8 protein-coding genes are annotated in these 16,158 nt (G+C 41.4%); 7 read left to right on the top strand and 1 reads right to left on the bottom strand.

The genetic code is table 11. The features are described from left to right. Nucleotides 1–175 precede the first annotated feature (175 nt). The gene (locus W7W_RS0121330) at nt 176–1,285 is read left to right on the top strand and encodes an acyltransferase family protein (protein WP_010665639.1); all 1,110 of its coding nucleotides are present in this window, start codon (nt 176–178) and stop codon (nt 1,283–1,285) included. A 188-nt stretch (nt 1,286–1,473) separates the two neighbouring features. On the opposite strand, the gene W7W_RS0121325 is transcribed toward W7W_RS0121330, so the two are convergent. After that, nucleotides 1,474–2,697: an exo-beta-N-acetylmuramidase NamZ family protein gene (locus W7W_RS0121325; protein WP_010665638.1), complete on the bottom strand. Its 1,224-nt coding sequence runs from the start codon at nt 2,695–2,697 to the stop codon at nt 1,474–1,476. A gap of 873 nt (nt 2,698–3,570) precedes the next feature. Here W7W_RS0121325 and W7W_RS0121315 point away from each other — a divergent pair. The 6 genes from W7W_RS0121315 (at nt 3,571) to W7W_RS0121285 (ending at nt 16,158) form a co-directional block, all read left to right on the top strand. After that, nucleotides 3,571–6,603 carry a SusC/RagA family TonB-linked outer membrane protein gene (locus W7W_RS0121315; protein WP_010665637.1) on the top strand — a complete coding sequence of 1,011 codons (3,033 nt, stop codon included), beginning with the start codon at nt 3,571–3,573 and terminating at the stop codon, nt 6,601–6,603. Nucleotides 6,604–6,631: 28 nt separating this feature from the next. Continuing rightward, entirely contained in the window at nt 6,632–8,182 is a 1,551-nt protein-coding gene (locus tag W7W_RS0121310) for a RagB/SusD family nutrient uptake outer membrane protein (protein WP_148660924.1), read from the top strand. 457 nt (nt 8,183–8,639) lie between these two features. Further along, a complete protein-coding gene (locus W7W_RS0121300; RefSeq protein ID WP_010665635.1) occupies nt 8,640–9,806 on the top strand; it encodes a C40 family peptidase in 1,167 nt (388 codons plus the stop codon). Between the two features lie 10 nt (nt 9,807–9,816). Further along, nucleotides 9,817–10,968 carry a dipeptide epimerase gene (locus W7W_RS0121295; RefSeq protein WP_010665634.1) on the top strand — a complete coding sequence of 384 codons (1,152 nt, stop codon included), beginning with the start codon at nt 9,817–9,819 and terminating at the stop codon, nt 10,966–10,968. Nucleotides 10,969–11,017: 49 nt separating this feature from the next. Beyond that, nucleotides 11,018–12,877, top strand: a complete 1,860-nt coding sequence (locus W7W_RS0121290; RefSeq protein ID WP_010665633.1) for an outer membrane protein assembly factor BamB family protein — start codon at nt 11,018–11,020, stop codon at nt 12,875–12,877. A gap of 44 nt (nt 12,878–12,921) precedes the next feature. Continuing rightward, the gene (locus W7W_RS0121285; RefSeq protein WP_010665632.1) at nt 12,922–16,158 is read left to right on the top strand and encodes a SusC/RagA family TonB-linked outer membrane protein; all 3,237 of its coding nucleotides are present in this window, start codon (nt 12,922–12,924) and stop codon (nt 16,156–16,158) included.

Genomic DNA, 16,158 nt, shown 5'->3' with positions numbered 1-16,158 from the left:
AATTTCACAAACCACGTGTCGCTGAAGCTTTAGCGCCGGGCCGTCGACAAGCCTTTGGCGGCCGATGGGAGGTCCAAGAATCTGTTTAAAAAATATTATGGGAGAGCGAAGCGATTCCATTCGTTCTCAGATTTATAATTAGGTTTTTGTCAGTTAATTACAAAATTTTAAACGAATGAAACAATCACAAAGATATTTGGCCCTTGATGTATTGAGGGGGATGACCATCGCATTAATGATTACCGTAAATACACCAGGAAGCTGGCAGTATATTTACGCGCCTTTGCGTCATGCCAGTTGGCATGGGTGTACTCCCACCGACCTTGTATTCCCGTTTTTTCTTTTTGTTGCAGGTGTTTCCATGTTTTTTTCGTTCGGGAAATATGGAGGGGCTTTAAACTCCGAATCATTAAAACGACTGGGGCGAAGAACCCTCCTGATTTTTGTCATCGGATTATTTCTTAACTCCTTTCCACAATGGTCGCACGATTTCAGCACTTTGCGTATAATGGGGGTGTTGCAGAGGATTGCTCTGGCCTATGGCATCGGCTCTCTGATAGTCTTGTCTGCTCCCCGCAAATATATCCCCTTCATCGGAGGGGGAATATTGCTGATTTATTGGGGTATCCTGGCCTGGTTTGGCGGAGCTGAACCTTACAGCCTGGAAGGCAATGCAGTAATTCCTTTTGATAAGGCGATATTAGGTGAGCAACATCTTTATACCGGGTTTGGAATTCCTTTTGACCCTGAAGGTTTGCTGAGTACCGTTCCTGCCATTGTTACCGTTTTGTTGGGATATCTGACAGGGGTGATTATAAAAAATACCGAGCGCGCAAAGGTTCCTGGTCGCCTGGCATTGTATGGTTTGATAACAACCGTTATTGGCCGTTTTTGGGGAGTCATTTTTCCCATCAACAAGCCATTGTGGACAAGTTCATATGTGCTCTATACTGCCGGGTTGGCCGCTTTGTTTTTGGCGCTTTTGGTTTTCATCATCGATATTAAGGGATATAAAAAATGGACATCATTTTTTGTGGTATTTGGTGTGAATCCTTTGTTTATTTATGCCCTGTCTGGCTTATGGGCACGAACGCTGGGCATACTAATAAAAGTTGAAACCGCTGACGGCTCAGTTGTTAGGGGAAGTGCATGGCTCTATCAGAATATTTTTGTGCCCATTGCCGGTAATATGAACGGATCGTTGTTGTATGCACTTACACACATATTTTTCTTCTGGCTGATCGGTTACGTACTTTACAAAAGGAAGATTTTTATTAAAGTCTGATGTCGAAAGTTTGGCTTAGAGTGGTGGGAGACCTGGTACGATGAAATTTTGTATTATAGCAGGGGTCATTGACTGGCTTGTTGGGTTTAAAGTTAAATAGGATAGAAAAAGAGGGGTAGTTTTCGTATTTATCGAAAACTGCCCCTCTTTCTAATAGTTGCTAATAGGAAGGTCTTTATGACTTTTGTTTAATATAAAAAGCTCTTTTCCGCTAATTTCCTGAAATGATCTATATCTTTATTCCATATTTCAATCATATCTTCTACTTTGAAGTTTTTGGAGAATGCCTTTCGTACTTTATCGGTTCCACAAACCTTGTCGAACATACCCAGGCGCGATGGATCACACATTTTGAAAACATTTTTTCCGGGGTTCATCTTGTAGGCTTCCTGAAGCACATAAAACTGAATAAGCGACAGAGGGGCTTTTTCAATATCGGTGAGATGAACCTGAACACCTTCAATTTCTTCGCCTTTATAAGTACTGTAGTAAGGTTTGAAGTAGACCGGGCGAAACATAACCCCTGGTAATTCCAGGGCCTGTAGCTTTTTGGCAAGTTGGTTAGCATCCAGCCAGTTGGCTCCAAATAACTGAAAGGGCAAAGTGTAGCCCACGCCAATATTGTAAACATATAATTCGCCCAAAATGCCAGATGCCGGATAATAATAGGCAGAATGTGCGTGGGGGATGTGGGGAGAGGATGGAACCCATGGAAGTCCTGTTTCTTCGAAGTTCATGTTGCGTTTCCAACCCTCCATTTCTATTACGGTGAGGTTGCTTGTTATGCCTCCGTGAAGAAGATTGTTGTTATTGATGTGTATTGCCAGTTCCCCAACAGTAAAACCATGCACATAGGTTATTGGCAGCTGACTAACAAAAGAGATAAAATCCTGTTCTGTCATTGGTCCCTCAAATTTATTTCCTCCAAGGGGATTCGGTCTGTCTAATACCACGAATTCAATGTCATTTTCTGCAGCAGCCTCCATGGCTAAAGTAAGCGTGCTGATGTAGGTGTATGATCTGGAGCCGATATCCTGAATGTCGTAAACCAGAACGTCGATTCCTTCGAGCATCTCAGGTGTAGGTTTTCGTGTTTTTCCATATAGACTGTAAACAGGGATTCCGGTAGCACTGTCGGTGGCATTTTTAACTTTTTCTCCTGCTGCGATATTCCCTCTTACACCATGTTCAGGGCCATAGAGTGCAACAAGGTTCACCTTGGGGGCCTCAAATAAAATATCGATGGTAGAATTCAGTTGGGCATCAATCCCTGTCGGATTTGTGATAAGTCCCACTCTTTTCCCTTTCAGTATCTCAAAGTTTTGCTCTTTTAAAACTTCAATTCCGGGTTTTACCTGGGCCTGCGCGGTTGTAACCAGTGATGCAAGCAGGATAAATACTAATTTTTTCATGTATTCATTCTTTTTATGCGATTGTTAAAGTCCTTCTGCGTTAATTTTGTTGTTGTTTTCTTAAAAAACGAACCGTGTGTTTGTAACATATAATACAAGTTGTAAATGTAATAAGATTTTTAAGAAACTTATATCTCATACGTAATGTTGATAGTAAGCATAAAAAAGGATAATCCAATTGTTAATGTTGATCTTGATGCCATGGGTTGATAGTAAGGTGAATGCAACACTTCCAGGTGAAGTTGATTAATTATTAAGGGATTGCAGTTTTGCCGAATTGGAAAGATAAATTTCTGTGTTTGAGAAACCCATTACTTAAAATCGGGCAGTGTTAATAAGCTGTCTTGTTTAATATGGGGAGCACGCTCGAAAATAATATTCATCGTCACAGTCCGTCAGAAAGGCATTTCCACATGCTGGCAAGGTGGATGGATGCTCCATTCCTGATGTATTAATCTTCATGAATGGTGTGAAATAGGCTGCGATGGAGTGCTTTGGGTCTTGGTGGAAATTACTATTCTCTAATTATTAAGGATATCGAGCCGGAAGTTCTTGTTTGTTCTTGGGCTTGTTTTGCAGTCTAAAGGGCTTTTGTAGAATACTATCTCAATAACTGTGTTTTTTTTCATAAAGTCTTTAAAACTATTTGTGCTTTGAATAATTAACATTAGTTTTATATTTTTGTAATATGTAATATAAGAATACACTTGTTTTTACTTTTTAAGATTAAGAAGGTGTTTCAGGCTAATGGAATTCCTGCTTTAAAATAAAAATGAATGTTTGAAAACGGACTGTTAAGCCAACTCACTCCGTTGGTAAGACTAATTCTGTTTTTTAGGTAGTACATTGTTAATCATTAAAATCCAAGTATTTATGAGAAAATTATTTTTGTATTCTTTATTGACCTTCCTTTTTGGTCAATTGGGGTTTGCCCAGCAGATAAATGTCTCAGGGGTAGTGAATGACCCCCAGGGTGTTCCGATTCCAGGTGTAAATGTCTATTTAAAAGCTGATCAAACTGTTGGGACAATTACTGATTCCGAAGGTTCTTTCCAGCTTAGCGTTGAAGAAAATGATGTTTTGGTATTTCAATTCATCGGGATGAAATCGACAGAGGTTCCAGTGGATGGGCAGACGAGAATAAATGTTGTGATGGAAGAAGCATTTGTAAATCTGGATGAGGTGGTTGCAGTTGGATATGGTGTTCAGCGAAAAAGTGATGTAACAGGTTCAGTGGCTTCGGTGGATTTTTCTAAACTTGAAGACCAACCTGTCTCAAATTTGGATCAGGCACTTCAGGGAAGAGTTGCAGGAGTACAAATTGTTTCGAATAGCGGTGCGCCTGGTGGATCATTGGCTGTTCGTGTTCGCGGTATTGGAACCATTAACAATTCCGACCCCTTGTATGTAGTGGACGGAATGCCTGTCCCGAACATTGATTTTCTTAATGCCAATGATATTAAATCCATAGAAGTGTTGAAGGATGCATCAGCTTCAGCTATTTATGGCTCCCGGGGAGCCAATGGTGTGGTGCTGGTTTCTACTAAAAAGGGAGAGCTAAACCAGGAGGCCAGGGTTTCTTTTAATGCTTATTATGGAACCCAGCGAGTGATTAATCAGTGGGAGACGACCAGTGGTCCGGAATGGTATGGCATTCAGGAGCAGATGAATGCAACACGTACTTCTCCGTTAGATCTTTCCGTAGTTGACCCAAATCAAAATACCGATTGGTTTGACGAAATTACACAGGTTGCTCCTATTTATGATATGAACTTAAATGTTGCGGGTGGATCTGAAAAACTCACTTATTCTTTGAGCGTGGGTGGGTTTGGACAAGAAGGTACTGTGAAAGGGAGTGAATTTCAGCGAAGGACCCTTAAGGTGAATACAGATTACAATGTTTCCGAAAAGTTTTCTATTGGATCCAATATAAATGTTCAAACCAGTGAACAGGAATCCATTCTTGAAGGGTCTTATCATACCGGCGTAATTAATACTGCCATTAAAATTGAGCCATTGATTCCGGTATGGAGAGATGAGGCTGCAGGAGAGTATGATTATTCGAGGTTTACTGACTATCCTAATCCTGTAGCACAAATTGAATATGAAAACTCCAGGAATGAGAAACTTAACCTGTTGGGGAATGTTTATGCGCAGTATGAATTTATACCCGGGCTGACTTTTAAAACTTCTTACAGTCAGAATAGCTATCGAAACGATACATATGATTTTGAGCCGGTTTACTTTGTAAATGTCAATCAGCAAAATGTGGAAAATGAGGTGAGTCGGGGGTATAATAAGGGAGATTACTGGACATGGGAAAATGTTCTGAACTTTCAGAAAACTTTTGGTGAAAAGCACTCAGTTGGAGTGATGGTCGGTTATACCATGGAGGAAGGAACTTATGAATGGATCAATGCTTCTAAAAAGAATATTCCTAATGAAGATGAAGCTTTATGGTATTTTGATGCTGCTGCGGATGCGGATAATGTTTCCGGAAATGCTTCAGAAGTTGCATTGACGTCCGGATTGGGCCGTTTGAATTATAGCTTCGATAATAAATATCTGGCCACGATAAACTTTAGGGCCGATGGCTCTTCCCGTTTTCCTGATGGTAAGAAATGGGGTAATTTCCCGTCCGTTGCCCTTGGGTGGAAAGTTTCAGAGGAAAATTTTATGAGTAATCTTGACTGGCTCACCTCTTTTAAATTACGCGCAGGTTGGGGGCAGATAGGGAATAATAATATTGGTTATTATCCTTACCAGACAACCATGAGTGGAAATGCCCAGTACCGTTATCTGTTTGGTCCTGATGAAAGTATTGATCAGGGGTATGCGGTTGTGAATATGAGAGATCAGAATATTAAATGGGAGACTGTGGAATCATTTAATGTGGGGATCGATGCTTTGCTGTTTGACGGGAGGATTGAAACAACTTTGGACTGGTACCAGAAAGACACTAAAGATATGTTGGTAAGTGTTCCCATTCCAATTTATTTTGGATATGAAGGCGGACCTGTAGCCAATGTTGGATCTGTCCGGAACAGTGGAATTGAGTGGTCTGTAAATTATCGGGATCGGGTAACGAATGATTTTCAATATAATGTTGGCTTTAACATATCTACCTACAACAACGAGGTGTTGTCTCTTGGGACTGGTCAGCCTATTACAGGAGGATCTTATTATGGTGGTTCAGCAACCCGGACCGAAGAAGGAGAGCCTATTGGTTACTTCTATGGTTACAAAACTGATGGCGTTTTTCAGTCTCAGGCTGAAATAGATAATCATGCCGCCCAATTGGGAGATGACAATTCAGAATTGGAGCCGGGAGACTTAAAGTTCGTAGATACCAATGAGGATGGTGTTATTAATGATGAAGACCGTACACGAATTGGAAATCCGATTCCTGATTTTACTTATGGCATTAATGCAGGTTTGACATTCAAGGGTTTTCAAATAGATGCATTCTTTCAGGGATCGCAGGGAAATGATGTTTTCAATGCCATGAAGACACACCTTTATGCTTTTGATGAGACGAATAAGCATAAAGATATGCTGAATTCCTGGACTCCACAAAATACGAATACAAGCATGCCTCGTTTAAATGGGAGCGATGATAATAATACCAATAGAACTTCAGATCGATTCGTGGAAGATGGTAGTTATGTCAGGTTGAAAAATCTCACTTTGGGATACAATGTCCCGGGTCGTTTCACTGAACGGGTTGGTATTGAGTCCTTAAAGTTTTATGTATCGGGGCAGAATTTATGGACCAAAACGGATTATAGTGGTGCTGATCCTGAAATCGGTCAGGTTTCTACTACCAATTATCTCAGCCGGGGGGTTGATATTGGAACCTATCCCCAGGCGCAGGTATATACTGTTGGTGTAAAGATTCAGTTTTAATTTAGGGAACCTTTTATAGAATAGAGTTATGAAAAAAATAAAATATATAGTCATAGTGATGCTTCTTCCGTTGGTTATTTCCTGCGAGGACTTTCTGGAAAGGGAAAAATTGGGGGAAGAAACTTTCGATGTTTATTTTAATAGTGAGGAGAAAGCTGTCCATAGTGTTACTGCAGCCTATTCAGATGTGAAAGACTATCGGTTTGGATGGACACTTTGGGCCTTTGGAGAAACATTAAGTGACAATGCTGTTTATAGTGGAAGTGATGCAGATAATGCTGGTTTCGAGTTGTTGAAGAATTTTAACGGGACACCCGACATGCACTATGTAACTAATAAGTGGAGGTTGTGTTATCGGGGAATTAATAAGGCCTCTCAGGCGATTGAAGGGATTGCCTCGATGGATGATGACTTATTCTCCTCAGTTGGATTCAAGAATCGGCTGATTGCAGAAGCCCGTTTTCTTCGCGCTTTCTTTCATTATGAGCTGGTAAGAGCTTTTGGACGGGTGCCGGTGGTGGATCATTGGGTGCAGAGCGCCAGTGAGAAGATTGGACAATCTGAGATAGATGATGTATATGCTTTTATCATTGATGAGTTGACCATGGCAGCGGAAGACCTTCCGCTTAAAAGTGAATATGCCGACGCAGATTTGGGCCGCGTTACTCGTGGGACGGCTCATGCTTATCTGGCAAAGGCAAATATGTATGTGGAAAACTGGGAGGCTGCGCGTGATTGGGCCATGGAAGTAATTAAGTCCGATGAGTATGACTTGGATCCTGATTTTGCTCACATCTTCTCTTTTGAGGGAGAACATGGAGTAGAATCGATTTTTGAGATCGTTTACCATGATTCAGAGACTGAATCGGGGGCTTTTACGAATAATGGAAACTTTCAGACATTGTTTATGTTGCCCAGGAATATAACTTATGGTTATGGGATTAATCAACCCACTCAGGATTTGTTTGAGGCTTTTGAATCGCAGGGAGATGAGATAAGACGGGATGCCACTCTGCTGACTACCGATGAGGTGTTTGAAATAGAACTTGCGGATCTTTATGCTGCACTTGAGACTGCAGAAGAGTCAGGTGATCCAGAAGCTATTGCTGATGCAGAAGCAGATCTGGAAGAGGGAAAGGATCGACTGACCTTTAATCGAACTGGTTTCTATAATGAAAAGATGTATGTTTCACCTGAGAACAGATCCTCCCAAATTCGTAACAATGCAAATAATATTCGTTTGATGAGATATGCTGATGTGCTTTTGATTTATGCTGAGGCTTGTGCCCATACAAATGCGGAAGATGAAGCCCGGGAAAAATTGAATTGGGTGCGTGACAGAGCTGGTCTGGAAGATGTTACAGCTACCGGTCAGGCTCTGTTAGAAGCTATCTATGCAGAACGAAGACTTGAACTTGCAGGGGAGAACGACCGATATCACGATCTGATCAGATTGAATAAAGCTGATAAACTAACCGGATGGAGCGAGTCGCGCAAGTATTGGCCTGTGCCCCAGGCCGAGATTGATGTGACTACCGGCGAGATTGAGCAAAACGACGGATATTCAGGATCGAACTAACCGTTTAATCTGAATTTTTAATTGAGGAGGCTGCTTTTGGTAGCCTCCTTTTTTGTGTCTTTACCCGGGGAAGATTTTCCGGGTTACCTAATCTGTACCAAATGTTTAGAATTTGATTGGAAGAAACAGGTCTGGTTGATTTGGGTGGTAAAACGTCTGACATCTTATTTTGGGGTGAATGGCACTTTAGGTTAGAGGGTTAGGCATTTGTGGCGATCTGTTTTTCTTATAAAAAGGACCATTTTTTTTACACTATAAGATGTAATACATGTTATATGGTATAAAAAATTTAAAAAATGTTTGCACATATAAATATTAACATTAATTTTGAACTCGGTAAGATGTAATACAAAAAAACAGGTGGGTTTTTTGTTCTTTAAATTAGTGAAAAGCAGTTCCATCTGCTTTTGGGTTTTAAATCTTCTTTTTTATCAGATGACTAAAAAGTTTTAAACGAATGAGAACAGTTTTTTATTCCTTTTTTATTTTCCTGTCAGTGTTTCTCACCGGGTGCGTAAATAATCAGAAAATTGAAAAAGTTGTTGGTTTTTTTCAAGACCAAAAAGCAGGAGATCTAAGAGAGAATGTTTTTGACATTTCATGCGAGCGTGTTGCCAGAAGTACCTATATAGTTAGGGGCGAAGTAGATGATCCGGATCTGAAAAACATGTTATTGGATTCGCTCAAAGCTGAAGGGTTGCATGTTCATGATAGTGTAAGAGTCTTACCATATGGAGTGCCTTCCACCCGTGCTTTGATTGATTTAAGTGTTGCTACCATGCGCTCATCTCCATCTCATTTAGCTCCTATTGTCAGTCAGGCTTTGATGGGGATGCCTGTGAGGGTGCTAAAACAAAAGGGAGGTTGGGCTTTTATTCAAACCCCTGACCATTATCTGGGATGGTGTGATGTTTCGGCACTCTGTTTTATTTCAGATGGAGAATGGGAGGAATGGAAACAAAGTCCCAGGGTTTTTGTGACCAGACGTTTTTCAGAAATTAGGGATTCTGAAACCGGGAAGATTCTTGGCGATTTAGTTGCCGGATGTCTTTTGGAGAAAACAGGAATGGACAAAATTCAAATAAAAGTAAAAACCCCTGGTGGGATTGAAGGGCTTGTAAATGTCAACGATATTAAGTCATTTGATCGAAATCATTTCCCTGAGATGTTGGATTGTCATGATCTGGCGGCAACTGCCCTGGAGCTTATTCGAACGCCGTACTTGTGGGGAGGAACTTCAATGGGGGCTCTTGATTGTAGTGGTTTCACAAAAACGGTTTTCCGACAACACGGAATTGTGTTGGCCAGGGATGCATCTCTTCAGGCAGAATATGGGAAAGACCTGCCGGTTGATAAGGGATGGGAAGTATTTAAAACGGGAGATCTGCTTTTCTTCTCTCCCGATGAAAAAAGTGATCGCATAACGCACGTAGGAATATATCTGGAAAGTTCAGAATTCATTCATGAAGCAGGAAAAGTTAAGATAAATAGTCTGGACAGTACTCGCGTTAACTACAGTCGTTTCCGGGAGAAGACTCTTGTAAAAGCTCGTAGGATTGAAGGGCAGCTTACTGATAAAGGAATCGTTTACCTGCCGGAACACCCGTGGTATGTTTGCAATTAATTGAGGATTTATGAGAAATAACAGATTCAATAACAGAAGGGATTTTCTGAAAACAGCCGGAATTATTGCCGGGTCGGCATTTATATCAATGGGAACAAAAGGGTGTGTCAATATAAACAACCGAAGCAGATCGATGGTGAGTAATACTATGAATTTGAAATTTACCCCCTATGAATTGCAGCTGAAACATGCGTTTACGCTGGCATCAGGTAGCAGAACCACCACCCCGGTTATGTTGACCGAAATAGAATTGGACGGTACGGTAGGATATGGGGAGGCTTCCATGCCGCCTTACCTTGGAGAAAGTCATGAGTCTGTGCGGAAGTTCCTCTCAAAGGTTGATCTGTCTTGTTTTAACGATCCTTTTTTGATGGAAGACATTCTGGATTATGTGGATCAAATTGCCCCGGGAAACTATGCTGCTAAAGCATCTGTAGATATTGCGCTGCATGATTTGGTCGGGAAACTCATGGAGCAACCCTGGTACCGCATTTGGGGATTTAACCCCGAAGATACGCCGGATACTTCTTACACCATAGGTATTGACAAGCCTGATCTTGTCAAAGAAAAAACCCGCGAAGCAGCGCCTTACAATATTCTGAAAGTAAAAATGGGCGGAGGTAACGACCGGGAGATGATCAATAGTGTGCGATCGGTTACAGACAAGCCCCTTTGCGTGGATGTGAATCAGGGTTGGAAAGACCGCAACGAAGCACTGGAGATGATACACTGGCTCAAAGATCAGGGAATTGTTTTTGTGGAACAGCCCATGCCCAAGACTTCGGTTGAAGATATTGCCTGGCTCACTCAGAATAGTCCGCTACCCATTATCGCCGATGAAGCGCTACAAACTGTTGACGATATCAAAAACGTATTTGGTGTTTACAGTGGTGTGAATATTAAACTGATGAAATGCGGCGGAATGCGTGCAGCACGACAGATGGCGCTAGCCGCAAAAGGCCTGGGTATGAAAGTGATGTTTGGATGTATGACTGAAACATCCTGTGCAGTTACTGCTGCCGCACAATTATCTCCCATGGCTGACTGGGCTGACCTGGATGGGAACTTGCTTATCACCAATGATGTGTTTGATGGACTGATAATAGAGGATGGTCGCTTGGTATTGCCTGAAAGACCCGGAATAGGGGTGCTAGGGTGTTGAAGGGAGTAGTACAATTTTTTCTGTGATTTAATTATTTAAAGTAGATTTTATGAGAGTTTTGTTCTTTGTTTTCGTTTCAGTAGTAGCTTTTTCTGCCTGCAAGCCTGCTTCTGAGAGTTTGAGCATTGCTCACCTGACGGACATTCACGTTTCTCCCGGTTCGGAAGCAGAAGCGAATCTTATTGAAGTAATAGATGATATCAATGCTGCTAAACCTGATTTTGTTGTAGTAACGGGCGATTTAACCAATACGGGATCAAATGCTGAATTGATGGCTGTTAAGAAAGTTCTGGATCGGTTGAATGTTCCATATTATGCGATTCCCGGGAATCACGAAACCAATTGGTCTGAATCGGCAGGTCTTAAGTTTAATGAACTATGGGGAAATGACAGATTTATCTTCACCACGGACGATTTTCTTTTTGTTGGTTTCAATACCGGTCCGTATATGAAAATGGGGGACGGGCATGTGAAACAGGAAGATCTGAAATGGCTGAAGCGTGTCTTGAATAACCTTGAAAATAAGGATAAAACATTGGTAATTATGGCTCATTATCCATTGGCTGAAGGATTGGACAATTGGACCCATGTAGTAGGTTTACTTAAAGAGCATGATTGCCGACTCACTTTGTGCGGCCATGGTCACAGAATTAAGTTGTTAAATTTTGACGGAATTCCCGGGGTCATGGGACGATCTCTTTCCAGCCCTCAATTTGATGCACCGGGCTATACCCTATTGGAACTTCGAAACGACAGTGCATTGATTTTTAATAAACAACCCTCGGAGGATATAGGTGACCCGATTATTTCTCTGAGTTTATTTTCTCCGGATACGATTAAAACATTACCGATTTCTTCGAGACCGAATTACTCGGTCAATTCACAGTATCCGGGGGTTGAAGTGGTGTTTGAATTGAGAGATACGGCTTCCATTTTTACGGGGCCTTGTCTGGTCCATGATTCTCTTCTGGTTTACGGTAATTCGCTGGGGTATGTTAAAGGAGTGAGAACTTCTGATAAATCAATTCTCTGGGAACGCCGTTATGAAGGAGCCCTTTTTTCCACTCCGGTGACAAATAAGAAAGTGGTTGCTTTTGGGAATGTGCGAGGAGAGATAATCGGCCTGGATGCCAAAAATGGAAGGGAAGTGTGGAAGGTTAATGTGGGAACACCCGTGCTTGCCGAAGGGATTGTTGAAGACAATGCTTTGTATATAGGAGGCGGACAAACAGCCTTCTACAAGATCGATATGTCTGATGGCAGTGTCATCTGGAGATATGATGGCATCGATGGTCTTGTTCAGGGAAAACCAGTGCTCGCAGACAAAGAAGTGGTCTTTGGTGCCTGGGACAGACATCTTTATTGTCTTGACAAAGATACCGGAGCGGTTCAATGGACATGGAATAACGGTAATAGTGTTCAGCTTTTCTCTCCCGGAAACGTAAAGCCTGTGATTTCTCAAGGAAAAGTATTTATCGTTGCCCCAGACAGGTTTATGACTGCTATTGAACTGAAAACCGGAAAAGAAGTTTGGCGAACCCAAAAACACCAGGTACGTGAGTCCATGGGCATTAGTCCGGATGGGATGCAGGTATATGCCAAGTTGATGAACGATTCCATAATCGCCATATCCTCCCGTACATTTTTTCCCAAAACGCTTTGGGCTATTGATGCCGGTATTGAGTACGACCACAATCCTTGTCCTGTCGTTTCTAAAGACGCGTGGGTTGCTGCTGCTACTAAAAACGGTCTTATTACTGCCGTTTCTGCTAATGGAAATAAAGTTCTGTGGAAACATAAGCCGGGAAATTCATCGATTAATAAAATTGTCACTGACAGCCAGGGGCACCTCTGGGTATCATTGATGGAAGGTAGATTATTAAAGATTAAACATCCCATGAGTAAATAAATAGAAACAGTTCATTAATTTTTAAATCAGTTAATTCAACGATTATGATGACAAAAAAAATCTCGTTACTCTTAGCTCTGTTCTGTGTGTTAACAGGCCATGCAATAGGGCAAAGCATTACGGGGACAGTTCTGGATTCTGAAAACAGTGATCCAATTCCCGGTGTAAACATAGTGGTTGTGGGCTCCGGTAGCGGTACCATTACCAATATGGAAGGAGAATTTGAGCTTGACCTTGGTCAGGAATCTGCTAATGTTCGGTTTTCGTTCATTGGCTATGATAATTTTATTCTTGAAGCCCAGGCAGGAGAAAATTACACCATTAATCTTGTTCCCAGCGATATGATGTTGGATGATGTGGTGGTGGTTGGTTATGGTTCACAACGGAAAGAGAACCTGACCGGTGCTGTTTCAAGTATTGATGTGGAGAAGGCTATTAGCAGTCGTCCCGTTACTGATGTTGGTAAAGCATTGCAGGGAATTTCTCCGGGTCTGACAATTACGAATCAACAAGGTGGTGTTGGTACCGAGTCCACAATTCGCTTACGTGGTTCAACCGGTTCGCTCAATGCTTCGGGAGGTACATCACCGCTTATTCTTGTAGATAACGTTGAAATCCCAAGTTTGAATCTTGTTAATCCTGATGATATTGCAGAAATATCAGTTCTTAAAGATGCTGCATCAGCAGCCATATATGGTACCAGAGCAACATGGGGTGTTATTCTGATTACCACTAAAAAAGGAAGTAAGGATGACAAAGTTAGGGTTACTTATAGAAACAATATTGCGTGGAATACGCCCACTATGATGCCCGAACAAACTTCTGCATACGAGAATGCTAAGGTTTTACTGGACATCGCCGAACGAACAAGTGGTGCAAATAGTATCTCCAGTATCGGTTATAATGTGGATCAGGAGGCATTAGGCAAAATAAAGGACTGGGAAGAACAGTATGGCCATATGTCTCAGAATGAATTAGGAGAAATGCAGATGGGACGTGATTTTGAGATCAGAGGAGGAAAAACTTATTTTTATCGTTCTTTTGATCCCTTTAAAGAGTTTACCAGAAAATGGACGCCTCAGCAATCTCATAACTTCTCTGTAAGCGGGGGCTCTGACAAATCTACTTTTAATGTGAGTTTTGGTTATCTGGAGCAATCCGGAGTGATGAAAGAAAATACCGATACTTATGAGCGTTATAATTTTAGTACCAATGTCACCACCCAGGTCAGAGATTGGTGGGAGGTAAAAACAGGAGTTTTGCTTACACGGTCTACGGAAACTCAACCGTATCGTTTTACGTCTGGTTTGTACGATGCCTGGTATTATCTTTTGCGCTGGCCCAGATGGTATCCCTATGCCGACTATGAAGACAAACCTTTCAGGTCTGCTGTTACAGATATGAAATATGCCAATGATGAATCAGATACCCAAAATTATGGAAGGTTAAACCTTGGAAGTATTTTTACTCCTATTGATGGAATGGCAATCAATGTAGACTACACTTTCTCTTTGTTGAATAAAAACCTGAGAAGAAATGGTGGTACCATTATGGCCTATAATATGTTTACAGCCAACCCTACCGAGAATTATGGTGACATTTACGGACAAACACATGACAGGGTAATTGAATCCAGCCGTTATACTGTTAGTAATGTTTTTAAAGCTTATGGAACCTATGAATTTGACCTGAATGATCAGCACAATTTTAAGGTAATGGCCGGTATGGATGCTGAAGATCGCAGAAATTTTAGTCATTATTCTGAAGCTCGCGGATTGATTGATCCAACAACTCCTGCCATACAACTTACAACAGGAGATGAGTATGCAAGAAATTCAACTTATGCTTATGATTATGAGTTTGCATCTGCCGGGGCATTTGCAAGGATCAACTATGATTACCAACAAAAATACCTTATTGAAGTAAATGGTCGTTATGATGGTTCTTCCAGATTTCCTGAAGGTGATAAGTGGGCTTTCTTCCCATCGGCTTCTGTGGGATGGAGGGTTACAGAAGAACCTTTTATGGATTTTACTGATCCGGTCTTGTCTGATCTCAAAATACGAGGTTCATGGGGAACTATTGGGAACCAGGATGTAGCCGCGAATTCTTTCCTTTCCACAATGTCAAACAGTCCATCTTCCGGGTGGGTTATGGATGGAGGACAGATTCCATATATTACAAGTCCTACAATTATTTCCCCCAGTCTTACCTGGGAACGTGTTTCAACATTAGATATTGGACTTGATGCTCGATTCTTTAGAAATAAAATGGGTGTTGTCTTTGATTGGTATAAACGTACCACAACCGATATGCATTCACCCGGGGAAACTCTTCCTGCTTCATTTGGCGCAAGCTCGCCATTGAGAAATTATGGAGAACTTGAAGGAAAAGGCTATGAAATCATGCTTGATTTCAATCACCAATTTTCTAACGGTTTACAGATGAGTTTGAGAGCCGGATTCTCAGATGTTAAGGAAGAGATTGTTAAGTATAGTAACAGTATCGAGAATATTTATTCAAATTATGAAGGCAAAGAACTTGGAGAGATTTGGGGATATGAAACCGATCGTTTGTTCCAGGAAACCGATTTTGTTAATGGCGAAATGAGAGAGGGTATTGCTTCACAAAGTTTATTTGAATCAGGAGCCTTTCAGTATGGACCTGGGGATGTCAAGTACCAGGATCTTAATGGTGATGGAGAAATAAATTATGGAAGTAATACATTGGACGACCATGGTGATTTGAGAGTGATCGGTAATACCCGACCACGGTATGAATATAGTTTTGGTCTCGACCTGGCATGGAAAGGCTTTGACTTTAGCACTTTTTTCCAGGGAGTGGGACAAAGAGATATTTGGGCCATTGGGAGTATTGCTATTCCGTCGTTTATCGACAATGAAGCATATTATGACCACTTCATGGATTACTGGACACCTGAAAATACAAATGCTTTTTATCCCAGGCCTGCGAGTCATTCATGGGTGAGCAACGGCAGGAACTTTTTACGTCAAAGCAGATATCTTTTGGATTTGTCATATCTTCGATGTAAAAATATGACTCTTGGATATACTTTGCCACGTCAGCTGGTATCCAGAGCTTCCTTTGAACAGGTAAGAGTGTATGTGAGTGGTGAAAACTTATTTGAATTTACTGATGCGCATCTTCCTGTCGATCCGGAATCAACTGAAAACAAAAACGGAAATACAACCGGATTTTCTTTCGGTCGTAGTTATCCCTACTCTCGAACTATTTCATGTGGTGTACAAATAAGCTTCTAA

Origin of the sequence: Marinilabilia salmonicolor JCM 21150, assembly GCF_000259075.1 — a bacterium.
GTDB classification, from domain to species: Bacteria; Bacteroidota; Bacteroidia; order Bacteroidales; family Marinilabiliaceae; genus Marinilabilia; species Marinilabilia salmonicolor.
Note: the sequence above shows the minus strand (reverse complement) of the source record. Positions and strands in the feature narration are given on the sequence as shown.

What these genes read in the sequence shown, in the direction of transcription:
- W7W_RS0121285 (WP_010665632.1), top strand. Translation starts at nt 12,922, where the DNA reads ATGATGACAAAAAAAATCTCGTTACTCTTAGCTCTGTTCTGTGTGTTA.
- W7W_RS0121315 (WP_010665637.1), top strand. Translation starts at nt 3,571, where the DNA reads ATGAGAAAATTATTTTTGTATTCTTTATTGACCTTCCTTTTTGGTCAA.
- W7W_RS0121300 (WP_010665635.1), top strand. Translation starts at nt 8,640, where the DNA reads ATGAGAACAGTTTTTTATTCCTTTTTTATTTTCCTGTCAGTGTTTCTC.
- W7W_RS0121310 (WP_148660924.1), top strand. Translation starts at nt 6,632, where the DNA reads ATGAAAAAAATAAAATATATAGTCATAGTGATGCTTCTTCCGTTGGTT.
- W7W_RS0121290 (WP_010665633.1), top strand. Translation starts at nt 11,018, where the DNA reads ATGAGAGTTTTGTTCTTTGTTTTCGTTTCAGTAGTAGCTTTTTCTGCC.
- W7W_RS0121330 (WP_010665639.1), top strand. Translation starts at nt 176, where the DNA reads ATGAAACAATCACAAAGATATTTGGCCCTTGATGTATTGAGGGGGATG.
- W7W_RS0121295 (WP_010665634.1), top strand. Translation starts at nt 9,817, where the DNA reads ATGAGAAATAACAGATTCAATAACAGAAGGGATTTTCTGAAAACAGCC.
- W7W_RS0121325 (WP_010665638.1), bottom strand. Translation starts at nt 2,697, where the DNA reads ATGAAAAAATTAGTATTTATCCTGCTTGCATCACTGGTTACAACCGCG.